At 66.4% G+C, this 25,029-nt stretch carries 24 protein-coding genes; 13 read left to right on the forward strand and 11 right to left on the reverse strand.

The features are described from left to right. Positions 1-76: 76 nt before the first annotated feature. From ACXAGF_RS11560 to ACXAGF_RS11570, 3 genes are all read right to left on the reverse strand, one after another. Entirely contained in the window at positions 77-922 is an 846-nt protein-coding gene (locus ACXAGF_RS11560; RefSeq protein ID WP_475017152.1) for a MetQ/NlpA family lipoprotein, read from the reverse strand. 379 nt (positions 923-1,301) lie between these two features. Continuing rightward, a complete protein-coding gene (locus ACXAGF_RS11565; RefSeq protein WP_475017155.1) occupies positions 1,302-4,550 on the reverse strand; it encodes an efflux RND transporter permease subunit in 3,249 nt (1,082 codons plus the stop codon). Between the two features lie 3 nt (positions 4,551-4,553). Next, complete coding sequence (locus tag ACXAGF_RS11570) at positions 4,554-5,681, reverse strand: efflux RND transporter periplasmic adaptor subunit (RefSeq protein ID WP_475017156.1); 1,128 nt, start codon at positions 5,679-5,681, stop codon at positions 4,554-4,556. Positions 5,682-5,912: 231 nt separating this feature from the next. Here ACXAGF_RS11570 and ACXAGF_RS11575 point away from each other — a divergent pair, with 231 nt between their 5' ends. From ACXAGF_RS11575 to ACXAGF_RS11590, 4 genes are all read left to right on the forward strand, one after another. After that, positions 5,913-6,269: a YbaN family protein gene (locus ACXAGF_RS11575; RefSeq protein WP_475019269.1), complete on the forward strand. Its 357-nt coding sequence runs from the start codon at positions 5,913-5,915 to the stop codon at positions 6,267-6,269. Positions 6,270-6,368: 99 nt separating this feature from the next. Further along, positions 6,369-7,595 carry an L-2-hydroxyglutarate oxidase gene (gene lhgO, locus ACXAGF_RS11580; RefSeq protein WP_475017158.1) on the forward strand — a complete coding sequence of 409 codons (1,227 nt, stop codon included), beginning with the start codon at positions 6,369-6,371 and terminating at the stop codon, positions 7,593-7,595. Then, positions 7,595-8,722, forward strand: coding sequence for a calcium:cation antiporter (locus ACXAGF_RS11585; RefSeq protein ID WP_475017160.1), 1,128 nt, complete (start codon positions 7,595-7,597; stop codon positions 8,720-8,722). The genes lhgO and ACXAGF_RS11585 overlap by 1 nt, the downstream gene beginning before the upstream one ends. 33 nt (positions 8,723-8,755) lie before the next feature. After that, complete coding sequence (locus tag ACXAGF_RS11590) at positions 8,756-9,331, forward strand: DedA family protein (protein WP_475017162.1); 576 nt, start codon at positions 8,756-8,758, stop codon at positions 9,329-9,331. Positions 9,332-9,335: 4 nt separating this feature from the next. Here the strand turns inward: ACXAGF_RS11590 and ACXAGF_RS11595 are convergent, their stop codons facing one another. Both ACXAGF_RS11595 and ACXAGF_RS11600 read right to left on the reverse strand, forming a co-directional pair. Then, positions 9,336-10,334 (reverse strand): ABC transporter permease, encoded by a 999-nt coding sequence (locus ACXAGF_RS11595; RefSeq protein WP_475017163.1) that lies wholly within the window; start codon positions 10,332-10,334, stop codon positions 9,336-9,338. Between the two features lie 40 nt (positions 10,335-10,374). Further along, complete coding sequence (locus tag ACXAGF_RS11600) at positions 10,375-11,115, reverse strand: ATP-binding cassette domain-containing protein (RefSeq protein WP_475017165.1); 741 nt, start codon at positions 11,113-11,115, stop codon at positions 10,375-10,377. Positions 11,116-11,348: 233 nt separating this feature from the next. On the opposite strand from ACXAGF_RS11600, the gene ACXAGF_RS11605 reads away from it, so the two are divergent. The 4 genes from ACXAGF_RS11605 to ACXAGF_RS11620 all read left to right on the forward strand — a co-directional run bounded on the left by ACXAGF_RS11605 (position 11,349) and on the right by ACXAGF_RS11620 (position 15,717). After that, positions 11,349-12,329 (forward strand): NAD-dependent epimerase/dehydratase family protein, encoded by a 981-nt coding sequence (locus tag ACXAGF_RS11605; protein WP_475017167.1) that lies wholly within the window; start codon positions 11,349-11,351, stop codon positions 12,327-12,329. A gap of 46 nt (positions 12,330-12,375) precedes the next feature. Further along, on the forward strand, positions 12,376-13,368 hold the full coding sequence (locus ACXAGF_RS11610; RefSeq protein ID WP_475017169.1) for a substrate-binding domain-containing protein: 993 nt from the start codon (positions 12,376-12,378) through the stop codon (positions 13,366-13,368). Between the two features lie 128 nt (positions 13,369-13,496). Continuing rightward, entirely contained in the window at positions 13,497-14,393 is an 897-nt protein-coding gene (locus tag ACXAGF_RS11615; protein ID WP_475017171.1) for an NAD-dependent epimerase/dehydratase family protein, read from the forward strand. Between the two features lie 133 nt (positions 14,394-14,526). Further along, positions 14,527-15,717, forward strand: a complete 1,191-nt coding sequence (locus tag ACXAGF_RS11620) for an HPP family protein (RefSeq protein ID WP_475017173.1) — start codon at positions 14,527-14,529, stop codon at positions 15,715-15,717. 235 nt (positions 15,718-15,952) lie between these two features. Here ACXAGF_RS11620 and ACXAGF_RS11625 read toward each other — a convergent pair whose 3' ends face one another. From ACXAGF_RS11625 to ACXAGF_RS11645, 5 genes are all read right to left on the reverse strand, one after another. Continuing rightward, complete coding sequence (locus ACXAGF_RS11625) at positions 15,953-16,474, reverse strand: BA14K family protein (protein WP_475017175.1); 522 nt, start codon at positions 16,472-16,474, stop codon at positions 15,953-15,955. 255 nt (positions 16,475-16,729) lie between these two features. Continuing rightward, a complete protein-coding gene (gene minE, locus ACXAGF_RS11630) occupies positions 16,730-16,993 on the reverse strand; it encodes a cell division topological specificity factor MinE (RefSeq protein WP_475017177.1) in 264 nt (87 codons plus the stop codon). Beyond that, positions 16,990-17,805 carry a septum site-determining protein MinD gene (gene minD, locus ACXAGF_RS11635; RefSeq protein ID WP_475017178.1) on the reverse strand — a complete coding sequence of 272 codons (816 nt, stop codon included), beginning with the start codon at positions 17,803-17,805 and terminating at the stop codon, positions 16,990-16,992. Before minD ends, minE begins: the two co-directional genes overlap by 4 nt. A gap of 31 nt (positions 17,806-17,836) precedes the next feature. Continuing rightward, positions 17,837-18,556, reverse strand: a complete 720-nt coding sequence (gene minC, locus ACXAGF_RS11640; protein WP_475019270.1) for a septum site-determining protein MinC — start codon at positions 18,554-18,556, stop codon at positions 17,837-17,839. A gap of 138 nt (positions 18,557-18,694) precedes the next feature. Further along, on the reverse strand, positions 18,695-19,786 hold the full coding sequence (locus ACXAGF_RS11645) for an alpha/beta fold hydrolase (protein WP_475017180.1): 1,092 nt from the start codon (positions 19,784-19,786) through the stop codon (positions 18,695-18,697). A gap of 160 nt (positions 19,787-19,946) precedes the next feature. On the opposite strand from ACXAGF_RS11645, the gene ACXAGF_RS11650 reads away from it, so the two are divergent. Continuing rightward, a complete protein-coding gene (locus ACXAGF_RS11650) occupies positions 19,947-20,600 on the forward strand; it encodes a phosphoribosyltransferase (protein WP_475017181.1) in 654 nt (217 codons plus the stop codon). 29 nt (positions 20,601-20,629) lie between these two features. Here ACXAGF_RS11650 and ACXAGF_RS11655 read toward each other — a convergent pair whose 3' ends face one another. After that, positions 20,630-21,466, reverse strand: a complete 837-nt coding sequence (locus ACXAGF_RS11655) for a universal stress protein (RefSeq protein ID WP_475017182.1) — start codon at positions 21,464-21,466, stop codon at positions 20,630-20,632. Positions 21,467-21,823: 357 nt separating this feature from the next. On the opposite strand from ACXAGF_RS11655, the gene ACXAGF_RS11660 reads away from it, so the two are divergent. From ACXAGF_RS11660 to ACXAGF_RS11675, 4 genes are all read left to right on the forward strand, one after another. Continuing rightward, positions 21,824-22,243, forward strand: a complete 420-nt coding sequence (locus ACXAGF_RS11660) for a CBS domain-containing protein (protein ID WP_475017184.1) — start codon at positions 21,824-21,826, stop codon at positions 22,241-22,243. A 263-nt stretch (positions 22,244-22,506) separates the two neighbouring features. After that, positions 22,507-23,334, forward strand: a complete 828-nt coding sequence (locus ACXAGF_RS11665; protein ID WP_475017186.1) for a universal stress protein — start codon at positions 22,507-22,509, stop codon at positions 23,332-23,334. 46 nt (positions 23,335-23,380) lie between these two features. Then, positions 23,381-24,208 carry a universal stress protein gene (locus tag ACXAGF_RS11670; protein WP_475017187.1) on the forward strand — a complete coding sequence of 276 codons (828 nt, stop codon included), beginning with the start codon at positions 23,381-23,383 and terminating at the stop codon, positions 24,206-24,208. Between the two features lie 98 nt (positions 24,209-24,306). Then, positions 24,307-25,026 (forward strand): ABC transporter ATP-binding protein, encoded by a 720-nt coding sequence (locus ACXAGF_RS11675; protein WP_475017189.1) that lies wholly within the window; start codon positions 24,307-24,309, stop codon positions 25,024-25,026. Positions 25,027-25,029 lie beyond the last annotated feature (3 nt).

Raw genomic sequence — 25,029 nt, forward strand, 5'->3', positions numbered from 1 at the left:
TTTCCGCAAATGACGAGGTGGCTCGCGGCACTACGGCCGCGGGCCACCTGATGTTCAGGTCCGATCGCAGGTCAGGTCAATAGGCGATGGTGCCGGTTCCCTTGTAGATGCGGTCGAACTCGGTCTTCACCACGTCGTTCTGGTAGGACGAGACGAGCGTCTTGACCCAAGGCGCGTCGAGGTCGGCCTCGCGCACGGCGATGAAGTTGCGGTAGGGGTTGTCGGCGATCTTCTCCTGGGCGATGCGGTTCTCCACCGTCAGCCCGCTCTTCAGCGCCCAGTCGGTGTTGACCACGGCCGCATCCAGGTCCTCGATCGAGCGGCCGACCACACCGGCGTCGAGTTCCTTGATCTCGACGTTCTTCGGGTTCTCGGCAATATCGACGATGGTGGCGAGAATGCCTGCGCCGTCCCTGAGCTTGATGATGCCCTGGTCCTGCAGGACCAGCAACGCCCGGCCCTCGTTGGAGGGATCGTTCGGCACGCCGATCACCGCACCTTCCGGCAGGTCGGCGATCGTGGCGTGCTTGTTCGAGTAAACGCCGATCGGCCAGACCGCGGTGTAGCCGGCGATGGCGATCTTGTAGCCGTGCGCCTGGATCTGGTTCTCGAGATAGGGGCCGTGCTGGAAGGCGTTGGCGTCGATCTCGCCGCGCTCGAGCGCCTCGTTCGGCTGGGTATAGTCGTTGAAGGTGACCGTCTCGACGGTCAGCCCCATCTTCTCGGCCTCGGCGGCGACCACGCGCCACAGATCCTCGTCCTCGCCGCTCATGATGCCGACCCGCACGGTGGTCTTGTCCTCGGCGGCCACCGGCGCAGGCATCGCAGCGATCGAAGTCGCGACGACGGCGGCCAGAGCGGCCAGTCCCGCCCGGCGGGTGAAGCGCACGCTGTCAAGGTGTTTCAGGAGGATCTTGGACATGAAGGTACCTGCTTTCATTCTCACGTTCGGGTCTGGGAGGACCATTTTCGTCTCGTATCGACGGCGGCAAGATCGCAAATGCGCCGCGACCAGGCAAAGAACGCCCGACGGATCGGGCGGCCCGGAGGAGGAAAATTTGCTCCCGTGAGCCGGGTTCGCGGAAATATTCCACCAAGTCTATAGACTTTGCGTACGCAGGATCGATCCCCGGCTGACGTGCCCGTCGTAGCGAAGCGCCGATGCAAGACATCACCGGAGCAGATATCGACTTTCGCGCCAGGTGAGCAACCGTCGCTCGGCAGAGCCGCTATGCGCAGGACGCAGCGCTGTGGCCGATCCGCCTCCACGTGCCCCGCGCGGCGTCCCGTCGCCGCCAAACTCAGCTTGCCGACTGTTCCGCCGGCGCCGCCCTGCCCTCGGGCGAAGCCTCGGTCGCGCCGTGCCTCGACGCCTCGGCGCCCTCAGGGCCGGTCGAAGCCGCCGGCACGTCGCCGCCGCCTTTCGGCTGCGACAGTCCGGCGAGCCCTTGCGCCCGCTCGCGCAGCCACTGGAAGATCACGTAGAGCGCCGGGATCAGGAAGATCCCGATGAGCGAGGCAGCCAGCATGCCGCCGGCAACGCCGGTGCCCACCGCCCGGCGGCTCAACATGCCGGCTCCCTGCGCCGTCACCAGCGGGATCAGGCCGACGATGAAGGCAAAGCTCGTCATCATCACGGCACGGAATCGGGTCCGCGCTCCGTCGATCGCCGCCTCGACGATGCTCTCGCCGCGCTCGCGCCGGAACTTGGCGAACTCGACGATCAGGATCGCGTTCTTGGACGCCAGCGCGATCAGGACCACCAGGCCGATCTGGGCATAGATGTCGAACGACAGTCCGGCCACGAGAATGGACAGGAGCGCGCCGGCGACCCCGACCGTGACCGACAGCAGCACCGGAACCGGGATCGTCCAGCTCTCGTACAGCGCCACCAGGAACAGGTAGGCGAACAGGACCGCGAGCGCGAGGATGATCGGGGTCTTGCCGGCGGCCTCGAGCTCCTGAAGCGCCGTCCCCGTCCATTCGAAGCTGTAGCCGGCCGGCAGCGTTGCCGCCGACAGCGCCGCCATCGCCGCGAGCGCCTGTCCGGACGAGACCCCCGGCGCCGGTTCGCCGTTCAGCGTGACCGACCGGTAGTTGTTGTAGCGCACGATCGATTGCGGCCCGACGACGTATTGCACGCGCGCCACCGAGGCCACCGGAACCATCTCCCCCGTGGCATTGCGCACGTGCAGCCGGGAGATGTCGTTCACCGTCCGACGGTTGTCCTGCGCGGCCTGCATCGTCACCCGCCAGCTTCGACCGAAGAGGTTGAAGTCATTGACGTAGTAGGATCCGAGCGTGCCTTGCAGCGTGGCGAAGAGATCGCTGACGGAAACCCCAAGCGCCTGCAGCCGGTCGCGGTCGAGATCGAGGTAGAGCTGCGGCGTGCTGGCCGAGTAGGTGGTGAAGGTCGGGCCGAGCAGCGGATTCTGGTTCGCCGCGATCACCAGCCCGCGGGCCGTCGCGGCCAGCTCGGCCGGCGGGCGCCCCTCGAGGTCGAGCAGCTGGTACTCGAACCCGGAGCCGGTGCCCAGCCCCATGATCGGCGGCAGGTTGAAGGCGAAGACCTGCGCCTCGCGGATCGCCGCGCCCTGCGCCATCGTGGCCGCCACCGCGGCATTGACCGAGGCCTTCGGGTCCGTACGCTCGGAAAAGGGCTTCATCGTCACGAGGGCAAAGCCGCTGTTGGACTTCGACAGCCCGTCGAGGAAGCTGTAGCCGCTGACGGTGATCACGTCGGCGACGCCGTCCATGCCCGTCAGCATCGTCTCGACGCGCTTGACCACGGCATCGGTGCGGTTGAAGGAGGCCCCCTCCGGCAGCCGGATCTCCACGAAGTAGGCGCCCTGGTCCTCGCTCGGCAGGAATCCGGTCGGGACGATACGGAACAGCCAGCCGGCGGCGCCGCCGGCCAGCGCCAGCAGGACGAGCCCGATCACCGCCCGGCGCGCAATATGCCCGGCGACGAAGACATAGCCGTCACGCCCGCCGTCGATGCCGCGCGAGATCCAGCCGAGGATGCCGCGCTTCGGTCCATGGTGAGGCTTGAGCAGGATGGCGCACAGGGCCGGGCTGAGCGTCAACGCATTGATCGCCGAGAGCACCATCGACACCGAAACCGCGACCGCGAACTGCTGGAACAACTGCCCGCTGAGGCCGGGAATGAAGGCGACCGGCACGAACACCGACAGAAGCACCAGCGTGATCGCGACGATGGCGCCGGTGATTTCGCCCATGGCCAGCCGGGCGGCCTGCGCCGCCTCCATGCCCGGGTTTTCCTCCATCACGCGCTCGACATTCTCCACCACCACGATCGCGTCGTCGACGACGATGCCGATCGCCAGCACCAGCGCGAGCAGCGACACGGTGTTGAGCGTGAACCCGATCGCCAGGATCACCGCGAACGTGCCGATCAGCGCCACCGGCACGGCGATCAGCGGGATCAGCGCCGCCCGCCAGTTGCCGAGGAACAGGAACACCACGAGGATGACGAGCACGAAGGCCTCGATCAGCGTGTGTTCGACATTGTCGACGCTCGCCTCGACGAACTGGGCCGTGTCGTAGGATATCGCATAGGTCAGCCCCGCCGGGAAATTGCGGGACAGGCGCTCCATCGCCTCCTGGACGCCGCGGGCGGCGGCGAGCGCGTTGGCGCCCGGCGCCTGGTAGGTGCCGATCATCGCCACCGGCTTGCCGTTGAAGCGCGCTTCGGAGTCCGAACTGACCGAGCCCAGTTCGACCTTGGCGACGTCGCGAATGCGCACGAACGAGCCGTCGGGCTCGGCCCGCAGCACAATCGCCTCGAACTGCTTCGGGTCGGTCAGCCGCCCCTGGGTCTGGATGTTGAGCTGGAACAGCGGGTCGTCGGTCATCGGCTGGGCGCCGATGCGGCCGATCGCGGCCTGCACGTTCTGCGCGCGCAGGGCGTTGATGACGTCGGTCGGCGTCAGCTGCAGGCTGGTCAGCCGGTCGACGTCGAGGACGATCCGCATCGAATAGTCCTGCGCGCCGAACAGCGCGGCGTCGCCGACGCCGGGCACGCGCTTGATCGTGTCGAGCACGTTGATGGTGGCAAAGTTCGACAGGAACAGGTCATCGAACGCCTCGCCCTCGCCATAGATCGTGATCACCTGCATCAGCGCCGAGGATTTCTTGCGCACGCTGACGCCGCTCTGCTGCACCTCGGAGGGCAGCCCGGCCTCGGCGAGCGAAACGCGGTTCTGCACGTTGACGGTGGCGATGTCCGGGTCGGTCCCCACGGCGAAGGTGACGGTAAGGTTGTAGGAGCCGTCGGAGCCGCTGGTCGACTTCATGTAGAGCATGTCGTCGACGCCGACGACCTTGCTCTCGATCGGCTGCGCCACGGTCGCCTCGACCACGCCCGCGCCGGCGCCGCCATAGCTGGCGGTGACGCTGACCTGTGGCGGCACGATGTCGGGGAACTGTGCAACGGGAAGCTGCGTGAGCGCGATCAGCCCGGCAAGGGTAAGGACGATCGAAATGACGGCGGCGAAACGCGGGCGGTCGATGAAGATCTCGGAGAGCATCGGCTAGCCACCCGTTGCCGTGGGCGCGTCGGCCGCATCGACCACAATGCCGGGCCGGACCTTGCCCACGCCGTCGGTGATCACCCGCTCGCCCTCCTTCAGGCCGGAGGCGACGACGGCCTGGCCGCGGCTCGAACGTGCGATGTCCACGCGACGAAGCTCGACCTTCGAATCCGCTCCGACCACCATGACGAAGGCGCCCTGCTGGTCCCGCTGGACCGCATCCTCGGGAACGGCGAGCACGTTCTGCTCGTCGGTCTGTTCGAGCGTCACCCTGACCAGCGTGCCGTCGAGCAGCACGCCGTCCGGATTGGCGAACTCGGCGCGTACGGTGACGGTGTCGGTTCCCTGTTGCACGTTGCTGGAGACGAAGTTGATCGTCCCTCTGGTCGGGTATTCGGTCCCGTCGGGCAGGATGATGCGCACGTTGGCACCCCCGGACACCGTGCCGCGCCGGACCTGTTCGCGGTAGGTCAGGAGCGTGGCCGTCGCCACGGCGAACTCGACATAGATCGGGTCGAGCCGCGTCAGCGTGGTGAGCGGGCCGGTGTCGGGCCCGACCAGCGCGCCGACGTCGACGGACGACAGCCCGACGACCCCGGCGAAGGGCGCGGTGATCCGCGTATAGGACAGGTTCAACTCGGCCTGCGCCCTCGACCCGTTGAGCCGCACGAGATCGGCTTCCGCCTTCTGCACCTGCGCCTTGGTGACGTCGACCTGGGACTGCGGCACCGTCTTGCTGACAAGAAGCCTCTCAGCCCTGTCCCGTTCGATGATCGCGAGGTCCTTCTGCGCCTCGGCCGACTGGATCGAGCCCTCGATCTCCTGGACCGCGGCCTTGTACGCGCCGTCCTCCACCTGGTAGAGCAGCGCGCCCGCCTCGACCTTGTCGCCTTCCTTGAAGTGGATGCTTTCAAGGAACCCGGACACGCGGGCACGGATGTCGATCTTCTGGATGGCGACCAATCTTCCCGTGAAGTCCGCGGTCTCGCGCAGGTCCATGACAGTGGCCGGGACGACCACCACCGCCGGGGGCGGGGCCTGCTGCGCCCGCACCGCGTCAACGGGGGCGGACAGGACCAGCAGCATGAACGAAGAGACCACGACAATCAGAACTTCCGGAACCCGCATGCGGCATCCTCCTGGCCGGGAAGGCTCGGCTCTATGTGCGTCTGCCCTACAGTAGTGGCGATGTGGCGTGATGGGAACCCGCCTGCGCAACCCTGACACGCAAATTGTCCGGCGGCAACAAGCCTTCCGCCCGTGCTCCCGGCAGCGCAACTGTCGTCCCCGCTCCAGCCATGGTATCAACTCGGACGACGTTCACAGCAAAAGGGTGCCGCCGTCCCGATGAAGCAGCCGTTGCGGTTTCTCTGCCTTGGCCTCGGTTGGCTGATGGTCGCGGTGGCGGTTGTCGGCGTGTTCCTGCCGCTGCTGCCGACCACGCCCTTCCTGCTGCTGGCCGCCGGCCTGTTCGCCCGTTCGTCGCCCCGCTTCGAGCGCTGGCTTCTCGATCATCCGGTGTTCGGCGAGGCGGTCCGGCGCTGGCGCGAGAAGGGAGCGATCTCGGCCCGCGCCAAGGCCTCGGCCGTCGCCATGATTGCGGTAAGCTATGCCCTGTTCCTGTTCTTCACCGCACCGCAGCCGCCGACGGCCGTCATCGTGGCGACGGTGATGTCGCTGCCGGTGCTGTTCATCCTCACGCGTCCGAGCGGCTGACGCCGCGACAACCGTGCGAGATGGGCTCACGCGGACGCCGGTTTGGGTTATGCTGGCAGCGGGAACAACATCGGTGGTTCGTCCGGGGGCTGTAAAACCATGCGTTACGACTATTGCATCGTCGGCGGCGGCATCGTCGGGCTTGCCACGGCGATGCGCCTTCTGCAGCAGCGTCCCGGCGCCAGCCTGCTCCTGCTGGAGAAGGAGGACGCGCTGGGGCGGCACCAGACGGGCCACAACAGCGGCGTCATCCATGCCGGCATCTACTATCCGCCAGGCAGCCTGAAGGCGGAGCTCTGCCGCAAGGGGGCGGCGGCCACGAAGGAATTCTGCACCGAGAACGGCATCGCCTTCGAGGTATGCGGCAAGCTCCTGGTCGCCACCAGCCCGCTCGAACTGCAGCGCATGGATGCGCTTTTCGAGCGCTCGCGCAGCAACGCCGTCGAGGTCCACCGTGTCGGCCGGGAGGAACTGCGCGAGCGCGAGCCCAGCATCAGCGGGCTTGGCGCGCTGTTCGTCCCCGCAACGGGCATAGTCGACTACGGCGCGGTCTGCCGCGCCATGGGGCGGGCCATTGAGGCGCTGGGCGGAGAGATCCGCCGCGGCAGCGCCGTCACCGCGATCCAGGAAGGGCCGGACGAGGTCGCGGTTGCGACCGCCGGGGCGAGCTGGCGCGCGAGCAGGCTCGTTGTCTGCGCCGGGCTGCAGTCGGACCGGCTGGCGACAATGGCCGGCCTTGCGATCGAACACCGCATCGTCCCGTTTCGCGGCGAGTACTACCGCCTCCCCGCCGACAAGAGCGGGATCGTCCGACACCTGATCTATCCGATCCCCGATCCGGACCTGCCCTTTCTCGGCATCCACCTGACCCGCATGATCGACGGCAGCGTCACGGTCGGCCCCAACGCCGTCATCGGCTTCGCGCGCGAGGGCTATCCGCGCCTGTCGGTCGACCCCGCGGACGTGCTTGACTACGTGCTGTTCCCGGGGTTCTGGAGGACGCTCATGCGCAACAGGAAATCGGCCTGGGCCGAGATGCGCAACTCGCTGTGGAGGCGTGGCTATCTGGAGCAATGCCGCAAGTACTGCCCGAGCCTGGAACTGTCGGACCTGCTGCCGCATGCTGCCGGCATCCGCGCCCAGGCGGTGCGGCGCGACGGCAGCCTCGTGCATGACTTCCTGTTTGCCGGCACCGATCGGATGCTGCATGTCTGCAATGCCCCCTCGCCGGCGGCAACCTCTGCCATTCCGATCGCCGACATGATCGTGGCGCGGATCCTGGCGCAGGAAACCCGGCCAGCGATCGAACGAGAGCCCGCAGGCTGATGGGCGAGAAGACGCACGGCTGGCTGCCTGACCTCGCCCCGCTTTTCCGGCGGGAGCGGATCCTGCCCCTGAGCGTCCTGACCATGCTGGCCTTCGTTGCCTTTGGTGACCGGCTGTCATCGCTGCTCGAACACCCGGTCGGCCTGGCAATCCTGTTTCTCTGGCTGTTTTTCATCGTGCTTGCGTCGGCGATGTCGGTGTCGCGCCACGGCGAGCATCTGGCCGACCGGCTGGGCGAGCCCTATGGCACGCTGATCCTCACCCTGGTCGTCACCACGATCGAGGTGGTGGCGATCTCCGCGGTCATGTTTCACGGCGACAACAATCCGACGCTGGTGCGCGACACGCTGTTTGCCGTGATCATGATCATCCTCAACGGCATGGTCGGGATTTCGCTTCTGCTCGGCGCCTGGCGGCGGCTGGAACAGCGGCACAACCTTCAGGGGGCCAACACCTATCTCGGCCTGATCGTGCCGCTGGCGTGCCTAAGCCTGATCCTGCCCGAGTTCACGACCTCCCCGTCGGGCCCGGCGCTGTCGCCGCTGCACCAGCGGGTTCTGATCCTGACCTCCGTTGGCCTCTACGTGACGTTCCTGCTGCTGCAGACCGGTCGCAACAGGGTCTATTTCTCCTATCGCAGCGCGCAGGCGGGCGAGGAGCGCGAGGATCCCGATCGCTCGCTGGTCCAGCATATCGTGCTGCTGTTCGCCTATCTGGTTCCGGTGGTCTATCTCGTCGAGCATTTGGCCAAGCCGATCGATCATGTCATCGAAACGATGCACGCGCCGCTGGCCTTCGGCGGCGTCATCATGGCTGTCCTCGTTGCAACGCCCGAGGCCGTCGGGGCGGCGCGCGCTGCCGTCGCCAACAATCTGCAGCGTTCGATCAACATCTTCCTCGGCTCCGTGCTGTCGACCATCGGCCTGACGGTTCCGGCGATGCTCATCATCAGCCGCATCAGCGGCCACCCCATCATCCTCGGCCTTGGACGCACGGAGATGATCATGCTGGTGCTGACGCTCGCCGTCAGCATGATCACCTTTTCCAGCGGACGGACCAACCTCTTGCAGGGGGCCGTCCATCTGACCCTGTTCGCCACCTATCTGATGCTGGTGGTAGCGGGCTAGCGCGCAACGGTCGCTGCGCGACGGAGACAAGCCGTGTCCATCGAAACGTTGATCGAACAATACGGCCTGCTGGCGATCTTCCTCGGCGCCGGGATTGAGGGAGAGACCGTCGTCCTGATCGGCGGTATCCTGTCCCATCGCCAGCTACTGGCATTCTGGCCGGTCGCGCTCGCCGCCTCGCTCGGATCGTTCCTTGCCGATCAACTGCTGTTCCTGGCCGGGCGCCGGGCGCGCTCGAGCGCCATCGTGAAGCGGTTGCTGAAAAAGCCGGCGATCGCGGCCGTGGATCATCTGCTGGAGCGCCATCCGACGGGCTTCGTCTTTGCCTTCCGCTTCCTGTACGGCATGCGGACGATCAGCCCGGTCGCGATCGGCACGACCCGGATTCCCGCGGCCCGGTTCGTGCTCCTCAATGCGCTCGCTGCCTCGCTCTGGGGCCCGCTGTTCACGGCGCTCGGCTTCTATGCCGGCGAGGGCATCGAGCGTTTGCTCGGCAGGCTGGCGCTGCCGCCGCACCTGCTTATCGCCGCGCTTGCGGTCGCTGCCGTGGTGGCGCTCGCCGTCCTGTTCCGCAAGCGGCTGCTGGACCTCACCACCCTCAGGCGCTGAGGCGTCACTCGCTCTGGCGGAGGTTGCGGATCCGGTCGAACAGCACCGCCAGGATCGTCGCGCCGCCGATGAAGGTGCCCTGCCAGAAGGCGTTGATCCCGAGAAGCCCGAGGCTGTTGCGGATGATCTCGATCAGCGCCGCCCCCACCAGCGCGCCGAAGGCCGTACCCGTGCCGCCGGCAAGGTTCGCGCCACCGATCACGGCCGCGGCAATCACCTGCAGTTCCATCCCGGCCCCAATATTGGTCGTCACGGCGCCGAGCCAACCGGTCTGGATGATGCCGGCGATGCCAGCGGTCAGCGCCGAGATCATGTAGACCGCGACCTTGATCGGCCTGACCGGCACACCGGTCAGCCTCGCGGCGTGCTCGTTGCCGCCGATGGCGAACAGGTAGCGGCCAAACCGCGTCCAGCGCAACACGAAGCCGGTGATCAAAGCCAGCGCAATCATGAACAGAACGGGATTGGCGATGCCGAACAGCCAGGCACCGCCGCCAAGCGCCAGCAGTTTGTCGTGGTCGGGCCCGAACTGGAACACCACGGTGTTGTTGGACGCCACCATCGCCAGACTTCGCGCGATCGACAACATGCCGAGCGTCACCACGAACGGCGGAAAGTTGAGATAGGCGATCAGGACGCCGTTGAAGGCCCCGATCACCAGGGCCGTGGCGATCGAGGCGGCGATGCCGGTCTCGATGCTGTAGCCGGCATGCATGACGACGGCCAGCACCATGCTGCACAGGCAGAGGACGGAGCCCACCGACAGGTCGATGCCGCCGGTGATGATGACGATCGTCATGCCGAGCGCGATGATGGCGACGAAGGTGACGTTGCGGGTGATGTTGTAGAAATTTCTCGACGTTGCGAACGCGTCCGTCGCAAAGGAGAGAAACAGGCAGGCGAGGATCACCGCGATCAGCACCCAGAACGTCTGGCTGCCGAGTATCGAACCGATCACGGACTTTTGCCGCTGCTCGATGGTCTGGTCCAAGGTTATTGCCACGCTCGACCTCGCTCTCCTGGTGCCCGGAAGGCTGCTGCAGTCACATCAGTTCGATCGCCCCGGTGATCAGGCCGGTAACCTCCTCGGGCGAACTGAGGGCGATCGGCTTGTCCGCGACCTTTCTGCCGCGCTGCATGACGATCACCCGGTCCGCGACCGAGAACACGTCCGGCATGCGATGGCTGATCAGCACGACGGCGATGCCGCGGTCGCGCAGGTGACGGATATGGTTCAGCACTTCAGCCACCTGGCGCACGGAAATAGCCGCCGTCGGCTCGTCCATGAGCACGATCTTCGCCTCGGCGAGCATGGTGCGCGCGATCGCCACCGCCTGGCGCTGGCCGCCCGACATCTGCCGCACAAGGTCGCGCGGACGGGTTTCCGATTTCAGGTCCTTGAACAGTGCGCCGGCGCGACGGTACATCGTCCGGTAGTCGAGGATTCCGAACGGGCCGATGCCGATGCGCATCTCGCGGCCGAGGAACACGTTCGCCGCCGCCGTGAGGTTGTCACACAGCGCCAGGTCCTGATGGACGATCTCGATGCCGTGGCGGCGGGCATCGACAGGACGGTGCAGCACGATCTCCCGGCCGTCGAGGCGCATCGCGCCGCTGCTCGGCCGGAAATTGCCGGCGATCATCTTGACCAGCGTCGACTTGCCGGCGCCGTTGTCGCCCATAAGGCCGACGACCTCCCCCGCCCCGAGCGTGAGCGACACGTCGCTGACGGCCTGAATGGCCCCGAAATGCTTGGAAATGTTGGCGAGTTCGAGAACAGTCACCCGCTTCTAGCCTCCCCGGAAACGCCAGCGCCTGTCCGCACCGGTGGGTCCGGACGGCCGCAACCTCGCTTCCCGCTCCTCCCGAAAGCGATCGTCATATTTATGCAAACGCCTGCAACAGCGTCAATGAGACAGGCTGCCAAACACGCTCGCTCCAACAAATATTATTATAGTATGACAAATAAACGTTGACGCCCGCAACGAGTGGTTATTAGCTGTAGTGGGAGGCGAGCATGCTGATCCTTGTGACCGGTGCAACGGGCAAGGTCGGGCGGCACTTTATCGCGAACCTGCTCGACGAGCCGCGTTATTCCGGAGCGCGCATCCGCGCGCTCTGCCACAATCGTATGCTCGAAGAAACCCGCCGCCTGAGCGTCCGGCGCGGTTCCATCGCCGATCGCGCAGCCGTCGAGGCGGCGCTGGCGGGCGTCACGCACGTGGTCCATCTCGCGACCTGCAAGGAAAGCCCCGACGATGTCGTCGATGTAACCGTCAAGGGGCTGTTCTGGCTTCTCGAGGGCTTCCGGGCCAGCACCACCGCGCGGCAATTCATCCTGATCGGCGGCGACGCCGGCGTCGGCCACTTCTACCACCGCCACGATGGCCCGATCACCGAAAGGACCCCGCATCGCGCCTACCCGGGCTGCTATGCGCTTTCCAAGGTGCTCGAGGAGGTGATGCTGGAGCAGTTCGTGATCCAGTACGGCATCAATGCCTGCTGCCTGCGCGCACCGTGGATCATGGAGAAGGATGATTTCCGCTATTCGCTGTCCTTCGGCGACGATGTGTTCGGCGGGCCTGACTGGAAGACGCTCGTTGCGGCGGCGGACGCGGAACGCTTCGCACGCGACGGCACCGTGCCGCTGCTGCGCGATGCCGACGGCGAGCCGCTGCGGCGCAATTTCGTCCATGTCGACGACCTCGTCGCCGCCTTGCTGGCGGCCCTCGACAATCCCCGGGCGCGGGGGCAACTGTTCAACATCTGCATGGACCGGCCGGTGGACTACGGCGAGGTGGCGGCCCATCTCGCCCGCACCCGCGGGCTCGGTCATGTGGACATTCCGAGCCGGTACCATTCCAACTGGATGGACAACAGCAAGGCCAAATACCTGCTGGATTGGCGCCCGCGCTACGACCTCGAAATGCTCATTGACTCGGCCTGGCGTTACGAGCGCTCGAAGGAGGACCCTCGCATCGTCTGGTACCCGGGTTGATCGTCGGCGGGCAGCTGGGCCCGCCTGTTTTCAATGGGAGGAACCAATGAGGAAGGCATTATTGCTTGCAGTTGCGGCCGTAGCGGTGATCGCCGGCCAGGCCGTGGCCCAGGAGAAGAAGCAGCTCGTGATCGTCGTCAAGGGGCTCGACAATCCGTTTTTCGAGGCGATCAACCAGGGTTGCCAGAAGTGGAACAACGAGAACGCCGGCTCCGAGTACGAGTGCTTCTACACCGGTCCGGCATCGACGTCCGATGAGGCCGGCGAGGCGCAGATCGTTCAGGACATGCTCGGCAAGGCGAGCACGGCCGCCATTGCCATCTCGCCGTCCAACGCCAAGCTGATCGCCCAGACCATCAAGACCGCCAACCCGACCGTGCCGGTGATGACGCTCGACGCCGACCTCGCCGCCGAGGATTCGGCCCTGCGCAAGACCTATCTCGGCACCGACAACTACCTGATGGGGTACCGCATCGGCGAATACATCAAGAACGGCAAGCCCGACGGCGGCAAGATCTGCACGATCGAGGGCAATCCGGGTGCCGACAACATCCTGCGCCGCGCCCAGGGTATGCGCGACGCGCTCACCGGCCAGAAGGGCCTGACCGAACTGAAGGGCGAAGGCGGCTGGACGGAAGTGGCCGGCTGCCCCGTATTCACCAACGACGACGGCGCCAAGGGCGTGCAGGCGATGACGGACATCCTCGCCGCCAACCCCGACCTCGACGCCTTCGGCGTGATGGGGGGCTGGCCGCTGTTCGGCGCCCCGCAGCCCTACCGCGACCTGTTCGGACCGATGGCCGACAAGATCGCCAGCAACGAGTTCGTGATCGGCGCGGCCGATACGATCGGCGAGGAGGTTGCAATCGCCAAGGAGGGGCTGGTGACAGCGCTGGTCGGCCAGCGGCCGTTCGAGATGGGCTACAAGGCGCCAACGGTCATGATCGACCTGATCGAGGGCAAGATGGTCGACGACCCGGTCTTCACCGGCCTCGACGAGTGCACGAAGGACACCGCCGACACCTGCATCCAGAAGTGACGGCCGTGCCGGGGCGCCGCGACGGCGGCGTCCCGTTCCCCTGACGAAGAACGGCGTTCCGGTTCTCCCGTGGCGTCGCACGTGCTACAGCGATGCCAACGCAAGGTGGCAGGCATCAGGAGGGAAACATGGCAAAGCGGGTAATGTTTACGGGCGGCAGCGGCAAGGCCGGACGGCATGTCGTGCAGTACCTCGTCGACCAGGGCTACCAGGTGCTCAATCTCGACACCCGTCCGCTCGACAATCCGAAGGTCCGAACGCTGATCACCGACATCGCCGACAGCGGGCAGGTCTTCAACGCCCTCTCCAGCTACATGGGCCTGCACGAGTTCGACCCGTCGCTGCGCGCCCAGTCGGTCGATGCCGTCGTGCACTTCGCCGCCGTTCCGCGCATCATGATCACGCCGGACAACGAGCTGTTCCGCGTCAATGCGCTCGGCACCTACAACGTGATCGAGGCCGCGGTGAAGCTCGGCATCAGCAAGATCGTCATCGCCTCCAGCGAAACCACCTACGGGCTCGTCTTCGCCAACGAGCCGCGCAGCCCTGCCTATTTTCCGCTGGACGAGGAATACGACGTCGATCCGATGGACAGCTACGCGCTCTCCAAGGTGGTCAACGAAAAGACCGCGCGCGCTTTCGCTTTGCGTAGCGGCGCCGACATTTACGCGCTGAGGATCGGCAACGTCATCGAACCGCACGAGTACGACCTCTTTCCGAGGTGGTTCGCCGACCCCGGCTTCCGCAAGCGCATCGCCTGGAGCTACATCGACGCGCGCGACCTCGGCCAGATGACCGCGCTGGCGATAGAGAAGGACGGGCTCGGCTATCAGGTCTTCAACGCCGCCAATGACGACACCTCATCCGACCTGCCGACAAGCGAACTGCTGCGGCGCTTCTATCCGGACGTGCCGCTCAAGCATGACCTCGGCGAGTTCGAGACGCTCCTGTCCAACCGCAAGGCCAAGGCAATGCTGGGGTTCCAGTCGAAACACGGCTGGCGGCAGTACGTGAAGCGGGGCTGACGCGCACCTGGACGCGAATGCACATTTTTCCGCCAACCTGCTTTTTTTGGGTCAGTATTGCGTGCCTGTCTTGTATCCGGCGTGCTAACGAGGCGCACCACTCCCATCAAGGCAATGCGTTTCGCGGGTTCTCATGTCCAAGACAATCGCCTTTCTGAAGCGGCTGGTCCCTGCCCTCGCCCCGGTCAGCCGACTTGAACGGCTGCGCTCGGCGACCGGCGCGCTGGTCGGCATTCTGCTGACCGGTCTCGTCAGCACCCTCGCCGTCGGCCCCGCCGACCTGCCGCTTCTGATCGCGCCGATGGGCGCCTCCGCCGTGCTGCTCTTTGCCGCCCCCGCAAGCCCGCTGGCGCAACCCTGGTCGGTTCTCGGCGGCAATACGCTGGCCGCGGCCATCGGTGTGACAAGCGCGCTGTTGATCGGTGACCCGCTGGTCGCCGCGGCCATCGCCGTCGCCGTTGCGATCGGCACCATGATGATGCTCGGCTGCCTGCATCCGCCGAGCGGGGCCGTGGCGCTGACCGCCGTTCTCGGCGGCCCGGCGGTACAGGAAGCGGGCTACTGGTTCGTGATCACGCCCGTCGGCGTCAACTCGGTATTGATGCTGTCGGTGGCGATCCTGTTCAACAACGCGACCGGCCGCCGCTACCCGCACCTGGCGCCGCCGGCGCCGGCGAACCCGCATCAGACCAACGACCCGGTACCGACCCAGCGTCTCGGCGTCGTCCCCGACGACCTGCAGGCGGTGCTGGCGCACTACGACGAAGTGGTGAACATCAGCCCCGACGTGCTCGATGGCCTGCTGCATCAGGCGCAGATCCGGGCCTACAACCGCCATTCCGGCGAGATCACCTGTGCGGAGGTGATGTCGCGCGACGTGGCGACGGTATCCCCCGAAACGCCGTTGCAGGATGCCTGGAACCTGCTTCTGCGCCACCGCATCAAGGCCTTGCCCGTCGTCACGCCTGGCGCCGGCCTGGTCGGCATCGTCACGCAGACCGACTTCATGCACAGCGCCATGCTGAACAACAACGGCCAGATGCGGTTCGGTATCGGCGACAAGGTACGCCTCGTGCTTGGCGGGCGGTCGAAACGTCCCCGCCACGTCTCCGAGATCATGACCCGCCGCGTTCAGTCGGCCGTCCCGGGCACGATGATCGCCAGACTGGTGCCGCCGATGGCGGACATGGGCCTTCATCACATGCCGGTGGTGGACGAGGCCAACCGCGTCGTCGGCATCGTCACGCAGTCCGACCTGATCGCCGCCCTCTTCCAGCGCGGGCTCGAGCAGCCTCTGCAAACCACCGAGGCTCACGTCGCCTGAGCGGGGCGTCGGGCGGATCGATCCGCGCAAAAAGAAAAAAGGCCGGGGCGAAACCGCACCGACCTTCTCGCGCCGCTCTTCTCCCAGTGCCAGTACATCCGTGGTCAAAGGCAGTTGGCGGCTCCGACCCTGCGAGCGTCCGCGAACTGTGTGGGACGCATCAGCAAGGCCGATGCACGCCATATAGGAAGCCAATGCGGCCGAAACAAGGCCCGACCGCAAGTCGTCCCTCGCCCTAGAGATACGGCGAGATGCACAGGCGGCGCGGACCGTAATACGGCTGGAACGTGTTGTCGTAGGCCCGGTAGGACCGGTAGCGCGCATAGCACCAGCTGACATGGCTGCTGCCGCCATAGTAGCGCGGGCCATAGTATGGCGCACCGTAATATTGCGGTTGGGCGATGATGCCGCCGATGATGGCACCGGCGGCAAGCCCGCCGATCACGAGGCCAAAATCGTTGTAGTCGTTGTCATAACCGCGATAGTAGCGGTTATAGCGATAGCCGTTCCGCTTGTAGCGATAGCCGTTCCGGTATCCGCCGCGATAATTCCGGGCGTACCGACCGCGGTCGCCCCTCCAGTTCCGGTTGCCCTGGCGATACCATTTCCGCGATCCCCGTCCGTCCCTCACCTGCTGCACGTCGGAAACACGGATGCTCTCGCCCTGCAACGCCGGTACCGTCGGGAACGCCTGTGCCGGCACCGCGCCCGACAGGGTGGTGGCCAGTGACAGGCCGATGACTGCAAGTAGCTTCATCTCGATCACCATCTGCCTTTCTGCACGCAAACGCGCCAGCCGGCCGTTTGTGCCGCGTCGACGATGGGGGTAACGCGCTTGTGAACGCGCGCACCCAATCGATCCATCATAGCACCGAAGGGCGCCTTCGACGCGAAAAGTCTTGGAGGGCGACAGGAGGCCGGCGCTCGGCAAGGACCGGCGTGCCTCGAAATAATTGGGCCGGCGGCAGCCAGGTGGGCTGCCGCCGGCCGAAATACCATGCAGAAATGCCGCTCAGGCGGCGCGGATGGTGACGTTGACCGGGATCTCGATGTCGACCTCGAGCGTAGTCACGTGCTCGCCGCGATCCATCTTCACGCTCACCTTGTCGGCATCGATCTGGACGTGCTTGGCGATGACCGCAAGGATCTCCTCGCGCAGCACTGCGACAAGGTCCGACTTGCCGACCGACGCCCTTTCGTGCGCCAGCAGCACCTGCAAGCGTTCCCGCGCCATCGGCGCGGAAGTTTGCTTGCGGAAGAAGCTAAACATGCTCATGCAGCCCTCCGTCCGAAAATCTTGCCCAGCAGCCCGCGCTTCTCGCCCGGGATGGTCATCGGCACCGTCTCTCCGGCGAGCCGCCGCGCAGCGTCGAGATAGGCCATTGCCGGCGCACAGCGGCTGTCGGCGAGGGTGACCGGCGCGCCGATGTTGGAGGCCTTCAGCACGTCCGCGCTCTCCGGAACGATCCCGAGCAGCGGGATCGACAGGATCTCCAGCACGTCGTCGACCTTCAGCATGTCGCCGCGGTCGGCGCGGGCGGGATCGTAGCGGGTCAGCAGCAGGTGCTTTTCCATGCGCTCACCGCGCTCGGCCTTTTCGGTCTTGGCGTCAAGCAGGCCGATGATGCGGTCGGAATCGCGCACCGACGAGACCTCGGGGTTCGTCACGACCACCGCGACATCGGCATGGCGCATGGCGAGGGTGGCGCCGCGCTCGATCCCGGCCGGGCTGTCGCAGATGATCCAGTCGAAATGGCGCTTGAGGTCGTTCATGACCTGCATGACGCCTTCTTCCGTCAGGCTGTCCTTGTCGCGGGTCTGCGAGGCCGGCAGCAGGAACAGGGTATCGAGGCGCTTGTCGCGGATCAGCGCCTGCGGCAGCTTCGCATCGCCCTGGATGACGTTGACGAGGTCGTAGACGACCCGGCGTTCGGCGCCCATGACAAGGTCGAGGTTGCGCAGGCCGACATCAAAGTCCACGACCACGGTCTTCTCGTTGCGCTGGGCCAGCGCCGCGCCGAGCGCTGCGGACGAAGTGGTCTTACCGACACCGCCCTTGCCCGATGTGACAACAACTACTTTCGCCATCTTCCGCTCCTGTTTCTGGCCGGCAGCCGGCTCAGTTAAGTCTTTCCGCCATGATCGATTCGTCTTCGAGCCAGAGCTGGACCGCCTGCCCGCGAAGGTTGGGAGCCATGTCCTCGGCCGTCTTGTAGACACCGTCGATAGCCAGGAGTTCCGCCTCGAGCCGGCGGCAGAAAATCCGCGCCGAGGCATTGCCCACCGACCCCGCCAGCGCCCGCCCCCGCAGCGTGCCGTAGATATGGATCGATCCGCCGGCGATGATCTCCGCACCGGAGGCGACCGCCCCGACCACGGTGACGTCGCCCTCTGGGAAGATCACCGACTGTCCCGACCGCACCGGCTCGCGGACGATCATCGAAGCCGGCGTCCGCGCCGGTTGGACGTCCGGCTGCGGCGTGGCGGCCTTGCTCGGCTGCGGCGTCGGAACCTCGATATCAGGTGCCGGCCGCCCGCCCCGCATCGCCGGCGGCATGCCGGGCTCGTGCAGCGACGGCCGCCCGCCCTCGATTCCCATGACCCGCACGTTGCGCTGCGCAAGCTGCTCGAGCAGCCCCTTCAGCTGCGACCGGTCGATATCGAGATCGGCCACGTCGAGCACGATCGGCCGCTCCAGAAAGAACCCCGCCGAACGCGCGGCGAGATCATCGAGCCGGACAAGCCACTCATCGAGCGGCAATTCCGGGGAAAGCATCAGCGCCAGAAAGGATCGGCCCTTGATGCGGATCGAGCGAGCTTCTGTTAACACGTTGGAAATCTTCGTTAATTTTTCGTTTCCCAGATCTACGCGATTCACGGTTAACAAATGGTTAACGCCCCGGCCGAGCGACCGGCATTCGCGCTCCCGAGGCGAGCGCCGGCAAGGTTCGGGCAGGCTTCGGTGCGCCAGCGTCCGTCAGGACGCCGACTGCCGAAGCGACTTGATCCAGGAGATGATCTTTGGCCAGACGATTCTTTGGGCCTGGTGCCCGACAAGGATGGCCAGGTGCTGCAGGCAGACGCCCCTTTCGCCGGGGTGCTCGATCATGCGCGTTTCCGCGGACGGCATGGCCAAGGCGAAGGTACGGACGGCTTCCGGCGATGCCACGTCGTCGTCCGTGTTGACGGCCAGGAGCGTGGGCATGGTGATCCGTCCGGGACCGACCGTGGTCCCAAGAATCGGCAGTGTCCCCTTCAGGAGCCGATCGTCGCGGTAGAGCCACTCGATGATCTGGTTGACGAGCCGGCCGGGAAGCGGAACCTCGTCGAGCGCCCAGCGCTCGACCCGTCCGTGGATCTCCATCGCCCGTTTGTCGGCGAAGCTGAGGCTGGCGTCGACCAGGCGTGACCACACGAAGGTGGAGGGCGAGGCGAGCGCGCTCATAAAGGTCAGCAGCGACCCCGGAAACGGGTCCGCCGCCGAAAGGCTGGCCGGCGCCAGCGAAACCAGCCCGTCGCGGAACCGGCTGCTGCCGGGCTGGAAGCAGAGCGGAGCGCCCAGCAGCACGAGACCGGCCGCGCCTTGCGGCGCATAGGCACCGTAGATTGCCGCAAGCGTGCCGCCGAGCGAGTGGCCGGCGAGCACGGGCTTGCCGCCGGTTGTCTCCGAGATCGTCGCTACCGCTGCGGCGATCGCCTGCACGTACTCGTCCAGGCCGAAATCGCTCGTGTCGTGCGATGCCGGCCTCCACTCGAGCAGATGGACATGCAGGCCCTGCCCGAGGCAATGGCGGATGGCGCTTGTCCCGCGTGCAAGGTCCCAGATGTAGGGGCGCTTGATCGGCGCCGCGATCACGAGCAGCGGCCGGTCCGACCGCATGTGGCTGCCGTAGTCGCGAAGCCGCCAATGCGGTCCGGACGCGATCACCCGGTGGACGCATTCCTGCGGGTCCAGTCCAAGGGCGCCGACGGCGTCGCCCTGCGCCCGCCGCAGCACGTCGGCAAAGGCAAACTGGGCGCGTCGATAGGCATCCAGTGTCGTATCGATGAAGATCTGCTGGTCCGGCATCGATCCCCCTTTGCTGTGCCCCTAGTATCGGCCGCAAAAGGGATGATGTGATGGCGGCGCGCCCGACCTCACGACTGTTCATTGAGCCGCGTCAATGCATCCGGGAACGGATGGCGTTTTCCTGCTAGGGTTATCACCAGCAAGGGTCGGGAGAATGTCCATGTCCTTTCTGGACCGGGCCGAAGCCGGCAGGTTGCTCGCCGATGCGCTGCAAGCCTATGCCGGAAAGCCGGTCGTCATCTTTGCGCTGCCGCGCGGCGGCTTGCCGGTCGCCGCCGAGGTTGCAAGCGCATTGAACGCCCCGCTCGACCTGGCGCTGGTGCGCAAGATCGGCCTCCCCTTCCAGCCCGAACTGGCCATGGGCGCCGTCGTTGACGGGCAGCCCCCGGCAATCATCCGCAACGATGTGGTCATCCGCGCGACGGGCATCACCGAGGCCGAATTCCGGGAATGCTGCCAAGACGAACTGGCCGAGATCCGGCGACGTCGGCGGCTCTATCTCGGCGACCGGCCCGATCGCGACCTCAAGGGCAAGACGGCGATCGTCATCGATGACGGGCTGGCCACCGGCGCGACGGCCCGTGCCGCCATCAAGGCCCTGCGCACCCGTGATCCGCTGCAGATCGTGCTCGCCGTCCCCGTCGCCGCCGGCGACGTTCTCGCCCTCGTCCGTCGCGAAGCCGATGACGTCGTTTGCCTCGAGGTGCCGGAGGATTTCCACGCGGTCGGCCTGCATTACCGGGATTTTCCGCAGCTCTCCGACCGGGACGTGCTGGACGTGCTCGCAGCGCAGCGCGACAAGCCGTTCGACTGACACCGCCCCGCAACGAACTCGAACGCCGTTCAGCGCGCCATCAGCACCGGAACGGCAGGGTGCTCGAGCATATCGTGCGTCACCCCGCCAAAGATGCGCTCGCGCAGGCGCGAATGCCCATAGGCGCCCATGACGATCAGGTCTGCGCCGATATCGGCGGCCTGCTGCTTCAGCGTCTCGGCGACCGGCCGCCCGCCGCTGGAAACGCGGTCCACGGTCACGTTGACGCCGTGGCGGGCGAGGTAGGTGGCAATATCCGCCCCCGGTTCCTCGCCGTTGACGCTCTCGGATGCCTTGGGATCGACGAGCGTGACATGAACCTCCCCGGCGGCCTTCATGGGCCCGAGGGCGTGCCGGACGGCCCGCGACGCCTCGAGACTGGAATCCCAGGCGAGAAGAACGACCTTGGGATCGAGCGCGGGCGAGCGCTCGCCGGACGCCACCAGCAGTGGCGCGGAAGAGTTGAACAGCGTACCGTTGATAACGCTCGTGCGCAGGCTGCGCTCGTTGGACAGTTCCTCGCCCACGAGCACGACATCGGCATAGCTCGCACGCGTGCCCACCTCCCCCTCGGCCCAGCTCAACTCGCAGTACACCGTGGCGACTTCGCGGGAGACCTGAGCGGCCTCGAGCAAGGAAGATACGTCCGCCTCGCGGGCGGCAAGCCCATCAAGGTCGCGCTGGCGTTCCTCGTGCCACGCGTCCGACACGGCGGCGGCGTAGTCTCCGATGGGAGGCGGCGCGGCGATCGCAACAATCAGGACCGACAGATGCGCATCGCAGGCGGCGCACATGGAAATCGCCGCGCGCAGATCGCGATCGCTATCGTTCGGGCCAGTGACGAACAGTACGATGTTGCCGGTCATTCAGAGTCTCCTTCGTTCACCCAGGATGCACGAACGTCTTGCACACGATCCACCCTTCCCGTCCTCGACAGTCTATCCCATCGAAGCGGCGTCGGCTTGACGCGGATCAAAGGCGTGTGATGCCGAACGCCCGGGATGTCTTCCGGGAGCGGCTGCGAGTAAGATGCGTCCCGGGATGCCAATCATGGCCCACGCACCGCCGCGGAAAATGTCGACCTGACGCTCTCGCCGGCAATTGGTTCCGTCATCATCAAGGCGCGAGTTCGAGCGGCAGCATCTCCAGCCGCGGCCGTTTCGGTCCCGGGCCCCGGGTCCCGCTCCCATAGGGAGGGAGGAGGCTGAAGAAGGAGGAAAGCAATGAAAGTCGAGCAAGCCATGCACAGGAGCGTCGCCTGGGTACCGCCGACGATGCCCATTCCGGAAATTGCCAGGATCATGAGGGAACGCGATATCGGCGCCGTTCCGGTCGGCGAGAACGACCGCCTGATCGGGATGGTGACAGACCGCGACATCGCCATCCGCGCCATGCCGAACGGACGTGACACAGCGTCGCTGACGGCGCGCGACGTCATGTCGCCCGGCATCGCCTACTGTCACACCGACGACACCCTCGAGGCGGCCGTCCAGATGATGGAGGAAAAGAAGATCCGCCGGCTTCCGGTCATCGACGCCAAGAAGCGCATGGTCGGCATGCTGAGCGTCGGCGACGTCACGCACAGCGGCAGCAAAGGCCTCACCGGCGAACTGATGCGGGCCGTGAGCGAACACCACGCCTGACCCGCAGCAAAGCCAAGATCACGGTCGCCGCCTGTCGCGGCGCCCGGGAAGGCATGAAGCGGGCAGCCTACCCGTGCCCGCTTCCCAGGGCGCGGATTTGACGTCAATCAAAGTGGGCGCTGGTCAGACGTGGCAGGATTTTGCCGCTTCGGAGAAAATCGGCGAGACGCGCGACGGACATCGAGAACGCGCGGCCGGGCCGCCCCGAATGTCGGGGCTCTGAATGAAAACAGCAGTGCGGGTCGAGGGTGGAGGTGAAAGCAATGATCTACAACACGCTCCTGGTGCAGTTCGACATCGAGGGCTCGCCCGAGGCGCGGCTGAAGCTTGCGGGCGAACTCGCCTCCCGCTTTGGCGCCCACGTCATCGGTTTTGCCGCCGCCAACACGCGCTCGGCGATTATCCCGCCGTCCGGCGTGGTCGCCGACTCCGAATTGCATCGCCGGGAACTCGAGAGCATCGAGCGCCGGCTTCGCGATCTGAAGAGCCGGTTCGAGGAGGCCTTCACGTCCGAGGCGAACCGGTCGTGGCACCCTCACGTCGGCGATCCGACGCGCGCGCTGACGCGGGCGGCCCGGGCGGCAGACCTGATTGTCACCGGGCCGCCGGCCGCGGACGTGACTGGGGACCCGCATCGGTCGATCGACCTCGGCGAACTGATCCTCAAAGCCGGGCGGCCGGTTCTCGTTGCAAACACCGCCACCGCACCGGTGACGGCGGAGCGGGTCCTCGTGGCATGGAAGGACAGCCGCGAGGCGAGGCGCGCGGTCGCCGACGCCATGCCTTTCCTCGTCAATGCGAAGGAGGTCGTCGTCGTCACGCTTGAAGGCGAGCGGCTCGGCGAGGCCAAGGACAGCGCCGCCGATGTCGCGCGTTATCTGGTCAGGCACGGCGCCAGGGCGCGCGCCGACGTCATCGGTCCGGATGAGCCGGAGACCAGCGTCACCCTGGTGACGACGGCGAGGAGGCTCGGCGCCGACCTGATCGTCTCCGGCGCCTACGGCCACAGTCGCCTGCGCGAGTGGGCGTTCGGCGGGATGACGCAGTCGCTGCTCGCCGACGCCACCATCACTCGACTGATGTCGAACTGAGTCGCAGCCGGCGCTCGGCCGGCACAGGTCCACCCGGGAGGTGACGATGTTCAAGACCATCCTCAGCGTGATCGGCACGGCCCAGGCCGAGCGTGACCTGAAGATCGCGATCGGCCTTTGCGGCGAGACCGGCGCCCATCTCAGCGCGCTCGTCGCGGCAATGGCGCCGCCACCCGGCGGACGATACGCCACTCTGGCGCCGTCCTGGCTCGAAGCCAGGGAGCGGGACCGGACAGAACTCGCCGCAAACGTGGCACAGCTGCGCGAGCGGCTTGCCGAAGCCGATATCTCGTTCGACATCGACGGCATCTATGCGGAGGTCGCCGGCACGGGCTACGACATCGGCGAGCGCGCCCTCTATGCCGATCTGGTGCTGCTCGGTCCCGGCGCCTGCGAGGACGAGGACCTGAAACACCAGGTCGTCAGCGGCGCAATTTTCCAGGCCGGCCGGCCGCTGCTGGTCGGCGCTCCGCTCAGGCCGACGACACTGCGACCGCGCCGCATTCTGCTCGCCTGGAACTCCCGTGCGCAGGCCGCCCACGCCGTGCGCGACGCGCTCGCGCTCATGAAGGCCGCCGAGACCGTCCGCGTCACCATGGTCGATCCGGTACCGGGCCTGCGCGCCAGCGGCGGCGAACCGGGCGCAGATGTCTCGGCCTACCTTGCCCGCCATGGCGTCAACGTCACCGTCGACACGCTGCCGGGCACGCGCCGGACGGTGGCCGACGCCTTGCAGAAGCACGCCGTCGACATGGATGCAGACCTGATCGTCATGGGCGCCTACGGGCATTCGCGCATGCGCGAGCTGGTCTTCGGCGGGGCGACGCGATCGATGCTGGGCAACACCAATTTCCCGGTGCTGATGGCGCATTGAACGGCCGGGGATTGTCGCAACGGTTTTCAATCGCCCGGATCCGGCGCTATCGTTCGGAACGTGACAGGCGTTGTATGGCCCGAACCGAGGAGCAACCGGTGGAGCGGAAGTCATCGGCGACAGCCCTTGAGGCGCGTGCGCTCACCAAGACCTACCGCATGGGAGCGGTCGAGGTGCACGCGCTCCGCGGTGTCGACGTCGACCTCAACGAGGGCGAGCTGGTGGTGCTGCTGGGACCGTCCGGCAGCGGCAAGTCGACCCTGCTCAACATTCTCGGCGGGCTGGACACGCCAACGAGCGGCGAGGTCCTGTTTCGCGGCCGGGAACTGGCAATGGACAGCGAGCGCGCGCTCAACCTCTACCGGCGCAATCATGTCGGCTTTGTCTTCCAGTTCTACAATCTCATTCCCAGCCTGACCGCGCGCGAGAACGTCGCCCTTGTCACCGAGATCGCCAGGGACCCGATGCCGCCGGCCGAAGCGCTGTCGATCGTCGGCCTCGGCGACCGCATCGACCACTTCCCCGCCCAGCTGTCGGGCGGTGAGCAGCAAAGGGTCGCAATCGCCCGCGCGATCGCCAAGCGGCCGGACCTTTTGTTGTGCGACGAGCCGACCGGCGCGCTCGACAGCAAGACCGGCATCCTCGTGCTCGACGCGATCGTGGCGATCAACCGCAGCCTGAAGACGACCACCGCTCTCATCACCCACAACGCCGTCATTGCCGGGATTGCCGACCGGGTGCTCTATTTCGGCGACGGCCGCATCGTCGAGATACGGCGCAACGCCGTTCAACGCCAGCCCGCCGAGTTGCAGTGGTGAGTG

This window comes from Mycoplana sp. ABR4_002 (assembly GCF_056159645.1).